The sequence below is a fragment of the Paenibacillus sp. J23TS9 genome (assembly GCF_018403225.1).
Taxonomy (GTDB): domain Bacteria; phylum Bacillota; class Bacilli; order Paenibacillales; family Paenibacillaceae; genus Paenibacillus_AQ.
The window spans coordinates 3,077,186-3,095,997 of the sequence record NZ_BOSG01000001.1; the positions used below are offsets into that span (position 1 = coordinate 3,077,186).

Annotated in this window: 16 protein-coding genes; 3 read left to right on the plus strand and 13 right to left on the minus strand. The window is 44.9% G+C overall.

The features are described from left to right. Positions 1-10: 10 nt before the first annotated feature. From KJS65_RS14420 to KJS65_RS14455, 8 genes are all read right to left on the minus strand, one after another. Entirely contained in the window at positions 11-883 is an 873-nt protein-coding gene (locus KJS65_RS14420; RefSeq protein WP_213650402.1) for a carbohydrate ABC transporter permease, read from the minus strand. A gap of 24 nt (positions 884-907) precedes the next feature. Then, positions 908-1,765 (minus strand): carbohydrate ABC transporter permease, encoded by an 858-nt coding sequence (locus tag KJS65_RS14425; RefSeq protein ID WP_213650403.1) that lies wholly within the window; start codon positions 1,763-1,765, stop codon positions 908-910. A 108-nt stretch (positions 1,766-1,873) separates the two neighbouring features. After that, positions 1,874-3,217, minus strand: a complete 1,344-nt coding sequence (locus KJS65_RS14430) for an ABC transporter substrate-binding protein (protein WP_213650404.1) — start codon at positions 3,215-3,217, stop codon at positions 1,874-1,876. Between the two features lie 216 nt (positions 3,218-3,433). Then, positions 3,434-3,709, minus strand: a complete 276-nt coding sequence (locus tag KJS65_RS14435; RefSeq protein ID WP_213650405.1) for a barstar family protein — start codon at positions 3,707-3,709, stop codon at positions 3,434-3,436. A 20-nt stretch (positions 3,710-3,729) separates the two neighbouring features. Next, positions 3,730-4,140 carry a ribonuclease domain-containing protein gene (locus KJS65_RS14440; protein ID WP_213650820.1) on the minus strand — a complete coding sequence of 137 codons (411 nt, stop codon included), beginning with the start codon at positions 4,138-4,140 and terminating at the stop codon, positions 3,730-3,732. A 186-nt stretch (positions 4,141-4,326) separates the two neighbouring features. Beyond that, entirely contained in the window at positions 4,327-6,018 is a 1,692-nt protein-coding gene (locus KJS65_RS14445; RefSeq protein ID WP_213650406.1) for a type 2 periplasmic-binding domain-containing protein, read from the minus strand. A 108-nt stretch (positions 6,019-6,126) separates the two neighbouring features. Then, complete coding sequence (locus KJS65_RS14450; protein WP_213650407.1) at positions 6,127-7,734, minus strand: response regulator transcription factor; 1,608 nt, start codon at positions 7,732-7,734, stop codon at positions 6,127-6,129. Then, the gene (locus KJS65_RS14455; protein ID WP_244864523.1) at positions 7,725-9,551 is read right to left on the minus strand and encodes a sensor histidine kinase; all 1,827 of its coding nucleotides are present in this window, start codon (positions 9,549-9,551) and stop codon (positions 7,725-7,727) included. The genes KJS65_RS14450 and KJS65_RS14455 overlap by 10 nt, the downstream gene beginning before the upstream one ends. A gap of 237 nt (positions 9,552-9,788) precedes the next feature. Between KJS65_RS14455 and KJS65_RS14460 the strand changes: the two genes are divergently transcribed. Next, the gene (locus tag KJS65_RS14460; protein ID WP_244864582.1) at positions 9,789-10,646 is read left to right on the plus strand and encodes an ABC transporter permease; all 858 of its coding nucleotides are present in this window, start codon (positions 9,789-9,791) and stop codon (positions 10,644-10,646) included. 85 nt (positions 10,647-10,731) lie between these two features. Then, complete coding sequence (locus KJS65_RS14465; RefSeq protein ID WP_136604253.1) at positions 10,732-11,604, plus strand: carbohydrate ABC transporter permease; 873 nt, start codon at positions 10,732-10,734, stop codon at positions 11,602-11,604. A 342-nt stretch (positions 11,605-11,946) separates the two neighbouring features. Here KJS65_RS14465 and KJS65_RS14470 read toward each other — a convergent pair whose 3' ends face one another. The 5 genes from KJS65_RS14470 to KJS65_RS14490 form a co-directional block, all read right to left on the minus strand. Further along, positions 11,947-13,185, minus strand: a complete 1,239-nt coding sequence (locus KJS65_RS14470; RefSeq protein ID WP_213650408.1) for an acyltransferase — start codon at positions 13,183-13,185, stop codon at positions 11,947-11,949. A gap of 154 nt (positions 13,186-13,339) precedes the next feature. Then, positions 13,340-14,158 (minus strand): LuxR C-terminal-related transcriptional regulator, encoded by an 819-nt coding sequence (locus tag KJS65_RS14475; protein ID WP_213650409.1) that lies wholly within the window; start codon positions 14,156-14,158, stop codon positions 13,340-13,342. After that, positions 14,118-16,007 (minus strand): winged helix-turn-helix domain-containing protein, encoded by a 1,890-nt coding sequence (locus tag KJS65_RS14480; protein ID WP_213650410.1) that lies wholly within the window; start codon positions 16,005-16,007, stop codon positions 14,118-14,120. The genes KJS65_RS14475 and KJS65_RS14480 overlap by 41 nt, the downstream gene beginning before the upstream one ends. Positions 16,008-16,174: 167 nt before the next feature. After that, positions 16,175-17,113 carry an SDR family NAD(P)-dependent oxidoreductase gene (locus KJS65_RS14485; protein WP_213650411.1) on the minus strand — a complete coding sequence of 313 codons (939 nt, stop codon included), beginning with the start codon at positions 17,111-17,113 and terminating at the stop codon, positions 16,175-16,177. 180 nt (positions 17,114-17,293) lie between these two features. Then, entirely contained in the window at positions 17,294-17,506 is a 213-nt protein-coding gene (locus tag KJS65_RS14490) for an aspartyl-phosphate phosphatase Spo0E family protein (protein ID WP_213650823.1), read from the minus strand. Positions 17,507-17,879: 373 nt separating this feature from the next. On the opposite strand from KJS65_RS14490, the gene KJS65_RS14495 reads away from it, so the two are divergent. Beyond that, positions 17,880-18,767 carry a fructose bisphosphate aldolase gene (locus KJS65_RS14495; RefSeq protein WP_213650412.1) on the plus strand — a complete coding sequence of 296 codons (888 nt, stop codon included), beginning with the start codon at positions 17,880-17,882 and terminating at the stop codon, positions 18,765-18,767. Positions 18,768-18,812: the final 45 nt, after the last annotated feature.

Below are 18,812 nucleotides of genomic sequence, written 5' to 3' on the forward strand. Positions count from 1 at the left end.
ATTTGTCCTTTTAGCCTTTAACGGCACCCTCTGTTAACCCTTTTTCAATAAATTTGGAGATAAACAGATAGATAAGCAAAATCGGCATGACGGTGAGTGCAACCGCTGTTGCCATAAGTCCGAAATCCGTACCGTACTGCGAGCTGATTTCACTAAGAAGCGCCACAATAGGACGAACCGTCTCTTTATTCACAAAAATCAAAGCAGAGAACAAATCATTATACGACCAGAGGAATACGAAGATACTTACCGATGCAAACGCCGGCCTGGATACGGGAACGAAAATTTTCGTAAACATCTGCCACCGGTTGCATCCATCCATAAATGCCGCTTCTTCCAGTTCTTTGGCGATGGTCGCCATATACCCGGCAATTACTAATGTCGCAAAGGTCAAATTACCCGCAGTTTGCGGCAAGATCAAACCCCAGTACGTATTCACCAAACTTGTCTTAATGAGAAATTCGTAAACAGGGACAACCGTAGCGAATGCGGGTACAAGCAGCGTCGCATACAGGAGCGAGAAGAAAAACCTTTTGCCTTTAAAGGTAAATCTGGACAGCACGTATGCAGCTAATCCGCCAAACAACAGGACGAATAATACCGTTCCTCCTGACATGATCAAGCTATTGATATAACTTCTTCCTATGTTTATACGATCAAATGCTGTTGTATAGTTGATCATTACAGGGTCTACAGCTAATGAAAATGATTTGTTCATCACGTCCCGTGATACCTTAAACGAGTTGTTTACAATCCAGAATAGTGGATAGATGGTCGTTAAAGCCCACGCAGTCAATATAATATACATAAAGGTCGTTCCTAAACTAAAACGGCTCTTTGTTTTCACTTGCCGGATTGGCTCTTTGCTAATCGCTGGTTGCATAACAATTACACCCCTAATAACAGCTTAATATGTGATTTCTTCGCTTTTTAACAAACGGTTGGCAAGCAAAGCCAGAACAACCCCGAAAACCACCATATAAATCGCAATCGTTGAGCCATAGCCGAAGTTTTGATCAACCATCGCTTTTTTGTACATATACGTTCCGAGTACTTCTGTACCGTTTTGACCTCTGGTCACAACCCACACGAAATCAAATACTTTCATGGTACCGGTGATCGCAAGGGTGATGACAACTTTAATATCACTCAGAATCAGAGGAATCGTGAGCCTCGTCATTTTCTTGAACCCTGTTATTCCTTCAAGCTTGGCCGCATCATAATAATCCTCTGGGATCTTCGACATAGCCGTTACAAATAACACAAAATAAAAACCAACATAATGCCATACCGTCGGAACAGCAACCGCCTTCAATGCATTGCTTTCACTGAGCCAAAGTACTTTCTCCAGCCCCATGCTTGTCAACAAATTATTCAGAAGTCCGAAATTGAAGTTATAAAATAGAATGAACAATAGCGAAATCGCTGTGCCCGAGATGACCACGGGGAAGAAAAATACCGCACGGTAAAAACTCTTGAATTTACTGATGTTATCTACCATTACTGCGAGTACCAAAGCAATGCCTACCTGGAAAATGATAACGTAGAGCATAATTTCTAAAGTATGCAGTGTTGCTGCGCCAAGCAGCTTATCCGATATTAAACGGTCGTAGTTATCCCATCCGATAAACTTTTTATCGTAGAATCCTTTTGTCCGGTAAAAGCTGAGATACAAGCTTTTGAAGAAAGGATAATATAAAAAGATCGACAAAAATGCAGCCATAGGGAGCAAAAATATCCAGATATACTTTCGATCGCCCTTCATATTTATCACCACTTGAGTTTTATTTTCTCTAGCAATTTAAAAGATTACGCCGCCTCTAAAAGAGTGCGGCGTTTTTGTTAAAAATTCAAACTTGCTTTCATAGAACAATTACTTCTTATTCGCATCCTCAATGGCCTTAGCTTCTTTAAGTGCATCAGCCGGTGATTTCTTGCCTTTCACAACTTCTGCAACCCCTGCACGCAGCGTTCCGAATGTTTCCGGGGATACCACGTTGTCAATTGGTCTGTTCAGCGATGGCGCACCTGCAACCATTGCAAAACCTTCTGTTGCCACTTGAGTTGCACCTTTGGTTTCAACGCCAGCAGCTGCAGGAATACCGCCGTTAGCAAGTGAAATCTTTTCAATTACTGCTTTTGAAGTCATATGTTTGAGCAATTCAATCGCAGCATCTTTCTTGTCTGCATTGTCAAACGTTGCTTTGGACAGGTAGAAACCGCTACCAAAGCCACCGATAAGGTCTTTACCGTTACCCGCACCGCCAGTCATTGCAGGGAAAGGCATAATCGTTGTATTGTCGATCACAGCTGGCTCTTTCCAGGCGCCGGCAGCCCATGAACCCTCGATAATCATTGCAGCTTTACCTTCGCCATAGTAGTTGGATGCCATACCCAGATCGATCGTTGCAGCGTCTTTAGGGAATGCGCCAAGGTCATACAATTCTTTCATAGCAGCATAACCTTTTTCCCAGTTGGGATCGATTCCGTCTGCCAAGCCGCTGTTGTGGCCCTGAGCACCTGCTGCGGAAAGCATGAAGTGCTCGATGACATAGTGAGATTGGTCAAATGGAGCAGCGAGTGGAATGATACCCTTTTTGGATAATGTTGATACTGCTGTTTTTAATTTATCCCAGTCTGTAGGGAGTTCCAGATTGTTGTCAGCAAAGATCTTTTTATTGACGAACAGACCTTCGTAATATCCTGTCAACGGAATCGCATAAATATTGCCGTCTTGCATTCTTGTATTCTCAAGAGCCGTCGGTGCAAATCCCGCTTTCCATTCCGGATTAGCATCCAGAATATCGTTCATAGGAACAACCTTACCCGCATCCACAAATCCTTGAGCATCGGCTCCAACGAAGTAGAACAGCAGGTCAGGCTCATTGCCGGAGTTCATGTCTGTATTTACTTTCGTTCTGAAACCGTCATCATTTGCTGACATGGTGTCATTGTTAATCTTCACGTTAGGGTTTTTAGCCGTAAATTCATCCAGCGCAGCCTGGAAAGCTTCGCGGGCGGAGTCTGTGCCGCCGAATGTGGAGAACACGCGAAGGGATACGTCTTTTTTCGGAGCTTCTGTTTCTTTTGGTGTTTCTGTTTCTGTCTTTGGTGTTTCACTTGCTGCATTCTTGTCCTCTGTTTTACTACCGCAAGCGGCCAGGAACATGGTGAATACGACCAGCATGCTTAGAAGAAGTAAAGATGACTTTTTCACTTGTAAATCCCCCTTAAATGGTTTTATTGTGATTTGTTTCGTCTTCTGCTGTCTGTTCTTATCATACATTAGTTGGAATTTATGTAAGGGGATACATTCCTCTAAATGACGGGGAAATATTCACAATCGAGCCTGAACGGTAGGAGAACTATATAAAAAAACACCCTCGAAATGAGGGTGTTAACTAGGTTCACGTGCATAATGAAGTGCTTTTCTTTATAATTCGAGCTGTAAGTGAAAGCCTTCGATTTCTTCTTCTGCATCACGAAAAAGCTGCAGTAAAAGCTGACTGTATTCACCAAGCTTCTCTTCACTTTCCTGAAAATGCAGCCAATGAATCATAAGCGGCATTTCAACCCACCCTGTCAGACAATCCCATAAGGCGTCTAAATTGTTGCCATAAAAGTCGGGCAGCTGCAGAGCTTCCTTTAAGACGGCATGCAGTTGATCTATGTTATCCACTTTTCCACCATCGAATATGATATCGCGCAATTTCTGATCCCTCCAATGCTTCACTTTATTGGTTCAAACGTCTCGTAGTGGTCTTCCGTTTTGTATATTAAGCCATCATTGGAAAAAAGAATCCGGTCTTTTCCCCGATGGCCGGATGTGTAATGAATATCGGCTTCGTACCATATCCTCCCCTTTTTGTAGGGCAATTTTTTTTCGCGATTTTGGAAGACATCGCCACCGATGCTTTTTCCAGGCGCAACATCTTGCAGGTTTCCACCCTGTGGATCCCAGCCGAGCTTTTTCGCTTCGGCTTTCGTAATAAAATTATCCGGCAATTGTTGGTGGGCCTTGATGTAGCTTGCGACACCCTCAAACGTGGTTAAGCCTTCTGGTTGTGACTGTTCCTCATTTAATCCACAGCCGACCAAAAGCAATAAACTACTTAACAATACAAACAGTACATACTTCATGACTTTCAAAACGTTTCATCCTCACTTCTTTATTTATGGGTCACCTGATAGGGGGACAATAAATAAGCCGCCTCATAAGGGCGGCTTATTTACGTTATTATAACATAGTTGATTGCTCTTTCTGCCTTCTTCGCGGTGTTAACATAAAGAATGATCCATCGATTTCCCCTGAATATATAACTATATTTATTTGGAAACGGACTTAAACCATTCGTTAACTTCCTTCGTTACTTGATCGCCGCCATTCGCCTTCCAGCTTGCGACGAAATCGTCAAATGCGCTTACCGGCAATTTGCCGTATATAATTTTGTTGAAGGTTTCAAGCTCGGACTGACGGAGCAGGTTCCACTTCGAAATCATGGTTGGTGTAGCTGCACCTGTAAAGTAGTTCTGCTTGCGGACATCAATCTGTGACATCACCACTTTGGCTGCATACCAGTTTTCCGGTTTACGGAATTGGGCCTGCTGCTTCTCATATGGCGTTTCCGGCTTCGCGCCGTCAGCCAGTTTAACAAGTGTATTCATATACAGATTCGGAATACGAGCCGGCCCTGTAATGAATGGAAACTTATCAAAGAAATCTTTAATCTTATCTTTGTCGCTTGTCGGTTGTCCGTCAACCTCATCCCAATCATAGCCTTTGGCAAAACCATATTCGTACGGGCTGCCCACAGCAGGATCCGCCAGGTTATCAAGCAGATAGTTGTAATACAGTATAATGGCTTCCGGATGTTTGGCATCCTTGTTGATCATGAAGCTGCTGTTCACGCCTGAGTTCTGCCATTTCGTACCGATCAGACCATCTGGACCTGCCGGAACCGGATACGCCTTATATTTCGATCCAGGTACATTTTTGAGCAGATCGGGAGCTGGCCAGTCCGGAACCCAGTTGGCGCCTGGCAGAACGCCAGCATCTCCTTTAGTCCAGAGCTCAGCCGATTTCCCTTCATCCCACAGCGCGGAATCCGGATGGATATAGCCCTTCTCCATCCATTCTTGGAGCTTGGCCAGTGCCTGTTTGGCGCCAGGATTTACAGATCCGTATTCAAGGTTGCCGCTGGCATCCTTGTTCCACTGCTCTTCTACAGATCCATAGGCCCCAAACAGCCAATCCAGTCCGCCCATCCATGTATTGGTATTACTCTTCAGGGAAATTGCGAGCGGATAAACTTGTTTCGGAGTCAGTCCGTCCGGATTCTGATTTTTGAATTTATCCATAATGTTTTCGAGATCGGCAATCGTTTTTGGTGCTTCAAGCTTCAGCTTTTCCATCCAATCTTCCCGAAGCCATAAAACCGTGTCGTCATTGTCGGTATATTCCATAATCGGAAGATTCCACTTTTTTCCGTCCTTTGTAAACGGATACCATAGTTCAGGATTCTTCTCCGCATGGTCTTGCCACACTTTGTTCGCGTACTTCTTAAATAAGTCATCGATCGGCATGAACTGGCCGGAATCAATTAATTGATTGGTCAGCACCGCATCCGTTGGGACCATAACGAAATCGGGCAGCTTTTCACCGGATGTCAGCGCGAGTTGAAGCTGCTGCTTATACTGGTCACTGCCTGCCGGATACCATGTATCCTTGTGTTTGATGCCTAGCGTCTCAAGCATCCATCGATCATGCACGTTGTTCTCTTTCGTTTCGCCTTTCGTATAATCCCTCGGCATAATGACCGTGCTGATTTCGATCGGCGGATCATATTTGCCGTTTTTGAAAGCTTGATCTGCTTCGGACACCGTTTCCGTTTTTGTTTCTGAAGTTTTAGTGGAATCCGCATCGGTGGCAGTACTGCTGCTGCCTGAATTGCTGCTGCATGCTGACATAAACAGCATCATTGCAACAAGCGGCATCCATAGCTTCCTCATTTTCCCCATATTGATTTACCCCCTACGTTGTAAGATTGTTACAAGAGTTACTTTACCAACGGGCCTGGGAGGTCATCTATATGAATTTGTTAGTTTCCATAGGACTCTGTCATGTTGTTATTTTCCTTCCCGGTATTCTTGCGGGGTAACCCCGAACTGCCGCTTGAATACCTTGATGAAATACGCCGGATCCAAATAACCGATCTCCGAGCTGATTTCGTACACTCTTTTCTCTGTCTTCTTCAGCATATCGCAGGCTGTCTCCATCCGTAGGCGGAATACATAATCACTGACTCCTTCGCCTGTTTCAATCTTATACAGCTTGGATAGATGCGTGGGATGCAAATTGACATGATCAGCCAAAGCGCGAAGCGAAACATCAAGATGTAAATATGCCTCGATATAGGCTTGAATTTTTTTGACATATAAAGATCTCATATCTTTCACTTCGTTAGATGTGCCATCTCTCAGCTTATGCAGACATCCGAGTGACCAGCTCCGCAGCTTGCTGATGGAGGCAAAAGCTTCAGAGTTCTGAAGCAGGTTAATATCCTCTCCCAGTAAACCGGCAAGCGTGTGTCCATTGCGATGGGCAAAATGGGCGAAGGAGGCTGCGATCATATACCCCGCTTCCAAACAATGCTCCCAAGAGTCATACCACTTCTCATCCAGCTCGGTGAAGATCGCATTCAGCTTCTCTTCCGCCGTATCCCAGCGTCCCGCCTCAAGCAGGTTTTTGAGTCCGGGCGGAGCATGAATAACATCAAGAGGTCCCTGAGATACCCGCTGATCCAGATCCCCAGCCCGAATGACAAATTCACGTTCTTCTCCGACAATCTGCCGGAAATAAGCCAATGCATGACTATAACGATCCGAAAGCAGATCCGGAAATTGAAAAAATTCCGTCATAACGATCGAAAGAGATCCGTCCAGAAACTGCTTCACTTTCGCTTGCAGCTGCATTGCTAATCTCTCAAGCTGGGTCTCTTTGACGGTGGAGGGATCCTCCTCTCGGAACTGAAGCAGAAACGCCAGATATCCATGTTCCTCCTTAACCCCCCAAACGTTTGCAAATTCCCCGAGTATTTCCTCCGCCATGTTAATGATTGCGTATTCCATCAAATGCAGTCCGTTATTGCGGTACTTCCCGAATTCGTCCTCCATGCGAACAAGCAGAAGTGCGCATTCCCCGAGACGGAAAGGCAAATGATAGTTTTCAAGCTTCCGTATCCATTCCTCACTCGTCAACGGCTCACCGCGCAGCCCGTTCAGGAGCAGTTGGCCGCGCAAAAGCGGGAAATTTTCCCGAAGTGTAAATTCAGTCCGCTCATAAGAACTGACATTTTCCCATTCAGCTTTCATCTGATCTATCGCTGTCTTGACTGCTCCCAGCAATTCATTGTCGGTCGGCGGTTTCAACAAGTAATCGACCGCATGATGCCGGAGTGCTTCCTTGGTATATTCAAAGTCGGAATGCCCGGACAGGATAATGCATTTTATTTTATTGTCTCGTTCACGAATTTTTCCAATCAGTTCAATTCCCGTCATTTCCGGCATAATGACATCAGAGATGATCAGATCAATCGGATGCGTTTCTAAAATTTGCAGCGCTTCCTGTGCGGAATATGCTTTATGAACTTGCTCGATACCAAGCGTGTGCCACGGCTTCGTTGCAGATAAGTTATCCACCCAATGTGCTTCATCATCAACAATGATCATTTGCATGTGTGCTGATCCCCTTTTTGAATATTAGGTTCGTGATGCACTTCTACGGAAGCAGTTACCCAAACGATTTCCGTGCGAAATCCACCCAGATCCGATTTTCGGAAAGTCATAGACGATCGCTCCCCAAATTGATGAATAATGCGTTGATTCGTATTCCAGAAACCGTAGCCCATATCTTCCTGAATGGGTCCCCGCATTTTACGGTTAAGCGTATCCAGCTGCTCCTCGGTCATTCCCGGTCCATCATCATCCACATAAAGCCTGCAGAAACCGTCTGACAGCTCGCCTTTGATCCGGATTTCTCCCGAGCTATAGGTTTTCCCAACCCCGTGTATGACGGCATTTTCCACAATCGGCTGCAGCATTAACCGTGGTACCTCCTGCTTCAGCATCTCCTCCGGAATGTCGATATGATAATGAATTCTACCGTTGCGAAGCTTCTGAATATCCAAATAATTAATAATCAACTGGACTTCATCGCTAAGTAATGCCAACGGCCTCTCCATACGCGTAATATAACGGTAATATGCACTCAGGTTATAGCCCATGGATACGACAGCCTCCTCATCCTTCAACTGAGCCATGTTAATCATGTAACCAATACAGTTATACAAAAAATGCGGGTTAATCTGGGCCTGTAATTGCTTTAATGTGGCTTCCCGGGTACGGAGCTGCTCATACAGCACATTTTCGATTAAGTGTTGAATTTGACTGGACATATCATTGAACCTGTAGAACAGGAAAGAAAACTCATTGTTGACGTTGGAGTCAATTCTTACGGAAAAATCCCCCTTTTGCACGCTTTGAAGCCCGCGGATCAGCTTGCGGATCGGACGCTGTACATTTCGGTACAACAGTATAGATGCAGAAATGCCGACGACAAAGAGCAGCACCATCGTTAGATAAAATAGGTTACGGCTAAATGATATCGGTCCCAATATCTGATCGAGAGGAACAATATCCACCAAATACCAATCCAGATAGAGCGATTTCACTGTACTGATCAGGTAGCTCTTGTTATTCAGGGTAATGACTTGCTGGGAAGTATCCTCCAGCTTGTTTTTTTGCAAATACCGGACAAGCTCGTTTGTCAGCTGCTCGCTTGCCGTGCGGTTTAGAATCGGTGCTTCTCCCTTGTGATAAAATATCGGATTGCCTTGTCCGCCTGCCTTATACGTGTCCAGCATGTTCTGGATATTCTCATGCTCAAATGTAGCTTGCACGACTAAATTGCTCCCATTCAATGAGACCTGCTGCCCAATCGAATCCGTATAAAACCAATGAAACGCCGGCTTTCCTCCGCTAGAAAGACTTTTCCCATCACCGTAATTCCATTTCCCAGTCATGTTTCTTCGCAGGTATTCCTCATCATAATCCGCCATCGTACTTGCATTCGTTATCGTCTCTTGATTCAGCTGTGAGTAGACGGTGAATTTCACTGGCCAGATGTTCGTAATCCCCGACTGCAGCATCATTTTTTCCTGTATGACATATCTCGTCTGCATCCGGTCATAGCGGTCATCCCATATGTTTAGGCCATTGAATTTGCGCACATTCGGATCCTTGGAGAACGTGAGCACGAAATCCATGGTTTGATTGATCCGGGAGTCGATCTGGCTGGATAGAAACGAAAGCTGCTTGATATTCGATGCTTTCAGTTCTTTATCGATCACGTTAAACGCAATGCTGTTCGAGTAAGCAAACATGGCGATCATCGGAATGAACAACATCAGGATCAAAATGTTCATTTTCTTGGACAAGCTGAACTTCGCACCTATTCTTTTTCTAAATATGCTAATACCATGTCCTAGCTTCATTCGCGTTCCCCCCGGGGCAATATGCCTAACAAAACCCTATCGATCCTAACAATGTCTTATAGTTCAATGATGATCCGCGTTGCTATGATATAGATCAGAACTTCACCTCATACAATCGAGATTTTTATGGAACGGGAGAGAGCTATGGAACAAATGATGAGTCCGGAAGTAAACCTCAAGGCTAACCGGATAGCGAAAAAGAAAAAGAGAAGCCGTGTACCCTGGATCCTGCATCTGATGGTACTGCCGGCTGCGCTGCTGGTTTTCGTTTTTTCCTATGTGCCCATGTCCGGCATTATTATGGCATTTCAGGATTATAAGGCTCCGCTCGGCATTACCGGATCCCCGTTTGTCGGCCTTAAACATTTTCAGTACATGTTCGAGAATGATTATTTCATGAAAATTACTTGGAATACCGTCCTGTTCGCTTGTTCCAAAATCGTGCTGAATCTAATTATCCCTTTCACATTCGCCTTGCTCTTAAACGAGGTCAGACACATGGGATTCAAAAGATCCATCCAGACCCTCGTATACCTGCCCCACTTTCTTTCATGGGTAACTCTCGGGGGAATCCTGATCGATTTGCTCGCCCAAACCGGTATCGTGAACCAATTTCTAACGTATTTGTTTGGCGTCAAACCGATCTTCTTCCTGGGTGATGGTACCTGGTTCCGGCTTACCATAATTTTCAGTGATGTCTGGAAGGAATTCGGATTTAACACCATCATCTTCCTCGCCGCGCTGGCCGGTATTAATCCTTCGCTATATGAAGCAGCCGAAGTCGACGGGGCAAGCCGAATCAAGCAAACGATGTATATTACGATTCCTTCGCTTGTGCCGATTCTCATCGTGGTCGCCACACTGGCACTGGGCAATGTGCTTAACGCGAATTTCGACCAAATCTTCAACCTGTACAGCCCGATGATCTATCAGCAAGGCGACATCATCGATACCTTCGTATATCGGGAAGGGCTTCTGAGTGGACAATTCAGCTTCGCGACAGCTGTCAGCCTGTTCAAATCCGTAATCAGCTTAATCCTGATCGTTATCTCTTACCGTCTGGCGTACAGATTCGCAGGCTACCGGATTTTCTAATAACGATTAGATAGAAATAGACTTTGGCGGATGCTGCCGACCGCCGAGACGGCGCATCCGTTTTACTTGAAAGGATGACTGGATTATGTATCACAAAACGCTGCCTTACCGGATATTCAGCATATTTAATTACGTCCTGCTCGCGGTCATATCCATCGCCTGCCTGCTGCCGCTTTTCCATTTGTTGATGGTTTCCCTGAGCTCGACAGCTTCTGCCAATGCCGGTCTGGTTACATTCTGGCCCATCGGCTTTACGGTTGAGGCATATACCAAGACATTTAATAACATCAACTTTTTAACTTCGCTATGGGTATCTGTTAAACGGACCGTCATCGGAACAGCACTGGGCTTGCTCGTGAACGCTCTGGCCGCCTATGCGCTTTCGAAGGATAACCATGTGTTCCGCGGAAGGAACTCCTATCTCTGGTATTTCGTCATCACCATGCTGTTCAGCGGCGGTCTCATTCCGAGCTATATCTTAATTTTGAAGCTTGGTCTAATGAACCACCTGCTCGCGCTCATCCTTCCAGGTCTGGTAGCCGTGTACAATCTGATTTTGCTGTTGAATTTCTTCCGTACCGTGCCCAAAGAGCTTGAAGAAGCCGCCTTTATCGATGGTGCAGGTTATCTCCGGAGTTTCGTATCCATCTTTTTGCCGGTATCCATGCCTGTTATTGCGACTATTGCTTTGTTTACCATGGTGGGGCACTGGAACTCGTATTTTGATGGACTGATTTATATTAAAAACGCCGAGAATCTCCCGCTTGCCAGCCTGATGCAAACCATTATTGTACAGGGGAACACAACGAGCTTCGATCCGGCTGTCATCGCCAATATGTCGCAACGGACGCTTCGAGCCTCACAAATTTTCATTGGTGCGCTGCCCATCCTTATCGCATATCCTTTCCTGCAGCGCTTCTTCGTGAAAGGTATTGTCATCGGAGCGGTTAAGGAATAATTGCCGGATCTCTGCAATGGAGGCTGTCCCTTGAACAAGGGGCAACCTCTTCCTTGGTTTTCAGCATATAAATGCGCTGCTTTCACGGGTATCGAAACGTTTCAATATATTTTCAATATTGATTATAAGTACTAAATGTAACCGCTGTCAAACGTATTTTTCGTTAAACCGATGGTTATTTAAACCTATAATTAGATCTTATCGAAACGTTCCACTTATTGACAAATTCAGAAAAAGAAAGAGGTTTTCCCTGCGTTAGTCGTGAAGACCTTCGCAGGAATAACCTCTTTCTTTTGTGATGGATAATTGATGGAGTATGTTTAACTGCACTCTCTTCCATAATTATTGGGATTGCGTAAACTGTCCTGTATTGGCATTCAGGAGGGCCGGTGCTTCAGTCCGGAAATCAGAATCCTTCAAAGCTCCGCGGTGCGAACTCCGGCGTCTCACCCCTACTGTCCACCGGGAACCAGGCATATGGGACAGCGTATAGCTTATTCCAAGCGCGGCAAGAACGGTTAAGATAAAGGTCAGCAGTGTGAATGAAACATGACTGCCCTCAAGTGCCATAGGCCGGGTAAAATACGCGATGACATAAATAATCAGGGCATGTACAAGATAACCCCCGAATGAATATTTTCCGATCCAAGCAAGCAAACGTAAAAACATTTTATTGCGCCCTTGCATCATAATCAAGAGTCCATATAACAGCAGCATCTGTGCCACAATAATAATAAAGGTTGAAGGCTTCAGGTATGTGGAAATATTCAGGTTTACAACCTCTCCCGACCCCCGCAGGACATCATACCCTAGCCGGATGTACATCCCCAGAAAGACAAGCCCGCTCCATGGCAGCAGCCTTGTACACCAGGTACGCCACTTCCCTATGCTTGCAGCGCATACCGCACCGATCACAAAATAGAATCCATACATGAGAAATGAATAGCTGCGATATTGGACCAAATCCGACCACGGACTGCCAAGTTTTTCACTCCAGTTGCCCATTTGATGATAAGAAAGATATAGCAAAACCATATAAAACACACCCGTGCCTGCTATGATCGCGAAGACACTCCGATTGCGGCTTTGCTCATTCAGCGGTTCAAGCCGGCTGCGGACCACCCGGAAAACGACAGCCATCACCGGGAAGAAAATATAGAATTGAATGATCATGATAATAAACCATAATTGATAACCGGTTTGCGGGACGATCAGCTCATGCAGTAATGTGCTCCACTCCTGCCCGCCCTTCTGCCAGAATGATGGTGTAAATATGCGGACGTACAGCCAGTAGATCAGCGTCCAGAGCAGAAAAGGAACATAGACATCTCCTAGCCTCTTCCGGATAAATCGGACATAATGAAATTTCTCACCATAGTTATAAAACAGTAGTACAGCAGACAAAAAGACAAATGTCGGGGTTCCAAAGCGGGTCAAATGATAAATCATCGTCAGCATAATGGAGTCGGCTGGCTCAATATCGGTTCTGTAAATGTATTCAGCGATAGAGTGCTGCATCACAATAGCCAGAAAAGCAAGCCCCCTCAACTGCGTCCACTCTTCGATACGCGGTTTGCTCATGAATTAATAATCCTCCTTCATTTGCAGTTACGCGCAAGTATACCCTTTGAATATTAAACGAACCTTAAAAATGAGCTGGGTAAAAGAAGTCTGGCTTCTAAGGATATCCATCAATAAAGAAAAGACCGCCAAATAGGCGATCTTTCCCTCAATGCTACAATAAGTTCATTTCCAAGGCCTTAGAGACTGCTTGCACCCGGTTTTTAACTCTAAGCTTTTGATATAAGTTGTAGGTATACCCTTTGACTGTTCCTACCGAAAGAAACAAACTGCGGGCAATATCATCGTTAGAATATCCACCAGCGATTTGTCTCAAGATTTCCTTTTCCCTATTGGTTAGAGAGACCGCATCGGCTGCCTCTGCTGTGATGGATTCACAATTTTCTTTACCCTTATAGTCAATGAATAATGGCAGCAATTGCTTCGCATAAGAGGATGCGACGTCGCTCCGATTCGAGTACTGTTTCAAATATTGGGATAGAAGAACGAAAAGTGACTCTCCTTCATCCAGAAAGATCCGGACATAGTCTTCCGTTGACGCTAAATGAAGTGCTTTCTCTAACGACTCAACAGCACTTACATGCTTTCCCTCTTCCTGGTAGGCTAGTGCCAATAATAGAAGAATTTCGATCAGACTGCCCAGGCGATCCGCCCGACTTGCGTCTTTTTCTAACCGGTTTAACAACCGGATAGCATCCTCCGTTGATTTTTGGAAAATGAATAGGCGTACCAAGGTCAAATGTTCATATTCCCTGGCAATGCTCGTTTTATCTGTCACTTGAATATGACGATGCTCCACCCACTGTAACGCAGCATCAGTATTGTTTTGAGACAGCCGGACTCGGACAAGACATGCTTCCAATAACAGCTGCCAATGGGGTGAATGCAGCGTCTTGGTATGTATAATGGCTTGTTGAAGCATACTCTCAGCCTCAATGAGATTTCCTTGAGCCTGCTTTATTTTTGACAGCAAAATAATGGCTGGCGTGATTACCCCCCAAATTTTGTACTGCTTTGTTATCGAGAGCGGCCAGTGTCTGATTCAGGATCGCTTGTGATTCATCCAGCCGGTTCCATTCATAATACAAATCAGCCAGGAAAATATAGCCAAGCCCTTGAAGTGCATAATGGATGGCTCCCCTTCTTTGTTCCGATTCCGATGCTCTGGCGGATAAATAAGCCATTTTCTTCAATCTGCCTCCGAATCCAATCGGTCCGCGATACAGAAGAGCTTCACCCAAATTAACGACATTCACAATAGAGGGGAATCGTTCCAGGCCTTCCATGTTAGCGTCCAGCAGATCGATAAAAGCGTCGATATCCCCTTGATAATAAGCTACTGAAGCCCGGTATAGACCCACTCTTAATTTCAATTCGTTCCGCTTTCCGGCAGGAAACAAGTCCTGTTCCTGTTCAAGCAAGTGCAGGCTGCGCTCCAGTAAACTCTTCGCTTCCCGAATTTGTCCCGATGCCGCCAACCTTCCAACCTGGTAATAAAATAAATCCGGCCGGCTTACGATACTTTTGAGCGGCAATTGCCCAAGCCAGCGCAGCAGGATAGATTCATGATCATTCTGTATGATGATGGATAAATTCCGCTCCATGCATGACGCAGCAAGATCCTTATCACCGGCAGCCAGCATATGGTTTATCGCTTCCGTGGTAAATCCCTGTTCCTCGTACCATCGATAGGCTCGGCGGTGGAGCTCATCCCGTTCTTCGGAACTGTATCGATCCAGTAATCGATTGTTTAACATTTCGGAGAAAAGATGATGATATCGGTACCAGGATCGGGTATCGTCAAGGGGAATAAAAAACATGTGGGAACTTTCCAAAAGCGCAAATAACCGCGGTGAATCACTGCGGCCTGAGACAGCCTCTGCAAGAGATGGGCACATGTAATTCAATATCGAAGTTTGCAGCAAAAATAGCTGTAGCTCTTCCGTCTGCCGCAGCAGAACTTCATCCATTAAGTAATCGAATATGTAATGGTGATTGCCGGAAAAGGATTCAATAAACGAAGTAACATCTTTTCGTCCTTCCATGGATAGGAACGCCAGGATCAGACCGGCTGCCCATCCTTCTGTTTTCCTCTCCAACAAGGCCATATCCCCAGGCAAAAGCATTTGTTTCAACGATTTTCCCTGCAGAGCATCCATCTCTTGCAGTGTAAAACGCAAATCGTTCGCATTTACTTGTGCCAGCTGCTTCCTTACTCTTAAACGGGATAATGGCAGCGGGGGAACCGTACGGCTAATGACGATGAGACGAATATGTTCTGGAAGATATTCGAGGAAGAATGCAAGACTATCGTGGACGGAAGGTTCCGTAATGACATGATAATCATCTAAAACAAGGACACAAGGCTCCGTTATTTGGCTTACTTCATTTAAATAAAAAGATATGGTCGTTTCCATGGAGGAACCGCGATAGGAATGCAGCTCGCGGGCAATGTTGTCGGCAAAACCGGGGACGCACCGCTCGAGTGCTTCGATTATGCAGCTCCAGAAGCGAAAAAATTGGCTGTCACCCTGATCCAGCGATACCCACGCTGCTTTAACGGAGCGAAAATGAATCCAGTTGCTTGCGAGGGTCGTCTTCCCAAAGCCTGCTGGAGCAGTGATCAACGTGAGTTTACATCGGATGCTTTCATCGAGGCTATTCATTAATCGTGTTCGGATGACATCCTTCTCTGCCATCAGAGGAACGGAAGCTTTGGTGGAAAGAACAATTCTGCTTTGATTACCAGGCATCATATGCCTGTTCAATTGATAGCCTGTGTCCATCGGATTCACTCTCTTTTTTGGATTTGACTTGGCCATGCAGCTTCTCTGGGATGGTTAAGTAAATGAGGCCTACGCTTTATTTCTTTCATCGTAATGAATGATTGTTCTTATTGTCAATCCCGCCCCGAACAATAGGATTTCGAAGATAAGGAAAAGGATCCTCATGCGGATCGTTGAGAATCTTTTTTGGGATGATAACAAGTTTAGCCCTCCGTCAGCGCAGTAGCGAGGTTCCAAATCCGATCGATATTTTGGGTATCAACGGCGTAGCTTGGATAACGGTTCGAGCCAAAGATGTTCTTCAACTGCGCAATGCCTTTTTCGCTAGTGGATGGCTGAACACATTCTCTCCTATGATTGATTAACTGGCCTGTCACATTTTTAAATTCATCCGAGGTGCATATGTGAAAATAGTTGTCCGCCATGCTTGCCGGTAAAGGATTAGTCAGGTTTTGAGTTCGTGCTAGCGCTTTCCACAATGGACTCATTTTTTGCATTGTCTCTTTAGATAGCTTTACTCGGTTAATCTGAAGGGCATTGACTTTGATTCCTTGTTCCTTCAATTCCTCTGCCAGCCTAAAGTTTAGCATTAGCAGCGCCATTTTAGAGTCTCCGTACATTTTATACACGCTAAACGGTCTCACGCCGCGGAATTCGCCGCGCAGATTATCAAAATCGATTTTCCTTTTAGGATCGAAGAAATGTTTAATGTTCGTCGTGCAAGCATGAAGGACTCTCGGGTCTTCTGAAATTTCCAGATGCTCCCTGAGCAGATGAGTCATTAAGAAGGGTCCAAAGGTATTCGTGGCAAAGGTCAATTCGATATGCTCGGGACTAAGCTTATACTCTTTTTCGCCATGGTTTAAGTAAGCTGCATTATGGATCAAAATATCCAGCCGCGGGTACTTTTTCATAAAGGCACCGCAAAATGCATGAATTGAATCGAAAGAAGAAACATCAAGCTCCAGCAAATCTACGTTCATATTATTTGAGCCCTGAATCATTTCCATTTGTACCACCCTGCTGAGCTCCATATTCCGGCAACCCATTACAACACGAAATCCTTCTGTCGCAAATTTTAGTGCTGCGGCTTTACCGATCCCTGAGTTAGCTCCCGTAATGATGACGATTTTTTCCTTCATCTCAAGCCTCCTTTTTCCATTTACCTGGCCATCCCATTTACCTTGGATTGAATTAACATAGAATCATCATATGATGCGTAGCAAGTCCCCACGATGTCTGTTTACAAAAAAAGACGTTAAACACTCAAGAAATCCCTGATGTTTAGCGTCTTTTTACATGAATCCGATCTTATCCGTTCCCTATTCCACAGGAACATTTCTGCTTTTGGACAGCATTGGATTGTTCAGGCAACGGGTTCTATGACTCCTATTATAGTTATTTATTAGCTCATCCAGCACCATAGACTGCCTAATCACTCTTGGATTACGTACCGCACCGTATTGTTCAACCATTCGATAGAGTCTTTGCCTTTCTTTTTCAATACAGCATTGTGGATCCTCCGAATTGTTCATCAATGGAGCTATACCTCCTTCGACTCAAACTTTAATATATTCAGCAAAAATTTTGGTTAAATAATATCAGAACAATACATATTGAAGTAATAATATGTCAGATTTTAACATGGGTCAATAACAAATATACTTTATCCTAACTACTAACAATACACACAAAAAAACACCCTATAGGTGACTTTTTTTACTTATATAAAATGAACAATAAGCCGAATATTGAGGAATTTGACAGTATTATTTTAGGGAGGGTATTTTCGTAGAAAGAATAAGCTTTTTCTGAAAGGTTAGTAAATACTGCTAAAATGACTAGAAGTGCTATAATGAATAAGATTCAAGATGTCATTCAGTCCATAAAAGGGAAGGAGATGCATTCATGAATACAACGCAGCTTAATCGAATCCGTACGGGAAAGGGCTTTATCGCAGCCTTGGACCAAAGCGGCGGGAGTACTCCGAAAGCTCTGCTGCAATATGGGATTAAGGAAGACAGATACGCCAATGAGGAAGAGATGTATCAAGTGGTTCACGAGATGAGAACGCGCATTATAAAAAGTCCAGCGTTTGATTCCCAGTATATTTTAGGTGCGATTCTTTTCGAGAATACAATGGATCGTTCCATTGACGGGCAGCTTACCGCCGATTATCTTTGGGAGAAGAAGGGCATCGTGCCTTTTCTCAAAGTCGATAAGGGGCTAGCCGACCTTGAAGACGGGGTTCAGCTCATGAAACCCATTCCCGGTTTAAACGACCTTCTAAAGCGGGCGGCCGAACGAAACATCTTCGGAACGAAAATGCGCTCCGTGATTCAAGAAGCCAATCCTGCCGGAATCAAAAAAGTCGTGGAGCAGCAATTTGCCATCGGCAAACAAATCGCAGAGATGGGACTGGTTCCGATTATCGAACCGGAAGTCGATATCAACAGCGCGGATAAGGAAGCATCGGAAAAACTGTTGAAAGACGAAATTTCCGCTCAATTGTCGGCTCTTGGAGAAGACGTCAAAGTCATGCTGAAGCTCTCCATTCCAACCGAAAACAATTTCTACAGCGATTTGATGAAGGATCCGCATGTTGTGCGGATTGTGGCTTTATCAGGCGGCTACTCGCAAGCGGAAGCAAATGAAAAGCTTGCCCATAACCACGGGCTCATCGCCAGTTTCTCGCGTGCCTTATCGCAGGGACTACTCGCCGCACAAACCGACGAAGAATTCAACACCCTGCTGGCCAAATCCGTTCAGGACATCTATGAAGCCTCTATAACATAACGTTCATGGCGACCGCGAGCTTGAATAAGCTCGCGGTCGTTTTTT

What these genes read in the sequence shown, in the direction of transcription:
- KJS65_RS14420 (WP_213650402.1), bottom strand. Translation starts at nt 883, where the DNA reads ATGCAACCAGCGATTAGCAAAGAGCCAATCCGGCAAGTGAAAACAAAG.
- KJS65_RS14425 (WP_213650403.1), bottom strand. Translation starts at nt 1,765, where the DNA reads ATGAAGGGCGATCGAAAGTATATCTGGATATTTTTGCTCCCTATGGCT.
- KJS65_RS14440 (WP_213650820.1), bottom strand. Translation starts at nt 4,140, where the DNA reads ATGAAGTATGTACTGTTTGTATTGTTAAGTAGTTTATTGCTTTTGGTC.
- KJS65_RS14445 (WP_213650406.1), bottom strand. Translation starts at nt 6,018, where the DNA reads ATGGGGAAAATGAGGAAGCTATGGATGCCGCTTGTTGCAATGATGCTG.
- KJS65_RS14450 (WP_213650407.1), bottom strand. Translation starts at nt 7,734, where the DNA reads ATGCAAATGATCATTGTTGATGATGAAGCACATTGGGTGGATAACTTA.
- KJS65_RS14455 (WP_244864523.1), bottom strand. Translation starts at nt 9,551, where the DNA reads ATGAAGCTAGGACATGGTATTAGCATATTTAGAAAAAGAATAGGTGCG.
- KJS65_RS14460 (WP_244864582.1), top strand. Translation starts at nt 9,789, where the DNA reads ATGGTACTGCCGGCTGCGCTGCTGGTTTTCGTTTTTTCCTATGTGCCC.
- KJS65_RS14465 (WP_136604253.1), top strand. Translation starts at nt 10,732, where the DNA reads ATGTATCACAAAACGCTGCCTTACCGGATATTCAGCATATTTAATTAC.
- KJS65_RS14470 (WP_213650408.1), bottom strand. Translation starts at nt 13,185, where the DNA reads ATGAGCAAACCGCGTATCGAAGAGTGGACGCAGTTGAGGGGGCTTGCT.
- KJS65_RS14480 (WP_213650410.1), bottom strand. Translation starts at nt 16,007, where the DNA reads ATGGCCAAGTCAAATCCAAAAAAGAGAGTGAATCCGATGGACACAGGC.
- KJS65_RS14485 (WP_213650411.1), bottom strand. Translation starts at nt 17,113, where the DNA reads ATGAAGGAAAAAATCGTCATCATTACGGGAGCTAACTCAGGGATCGGT.
- KJS65_RS14490 (WP_213650823.1), bottom strand. Translation starts at nt 17,506, where the DNA reads ATGAACAATTCGGAGGATCCACAATGCTGTATTGAAAAAGAAAGGCAA.
- KJS65_RS14495 (WP_213650412.1), top strand. Translation starts at nt 17,880, where the DNA reads ATGAATACAACGCAGCTTAATCGAATCCGTACGGGAAAGGGCTTTATC.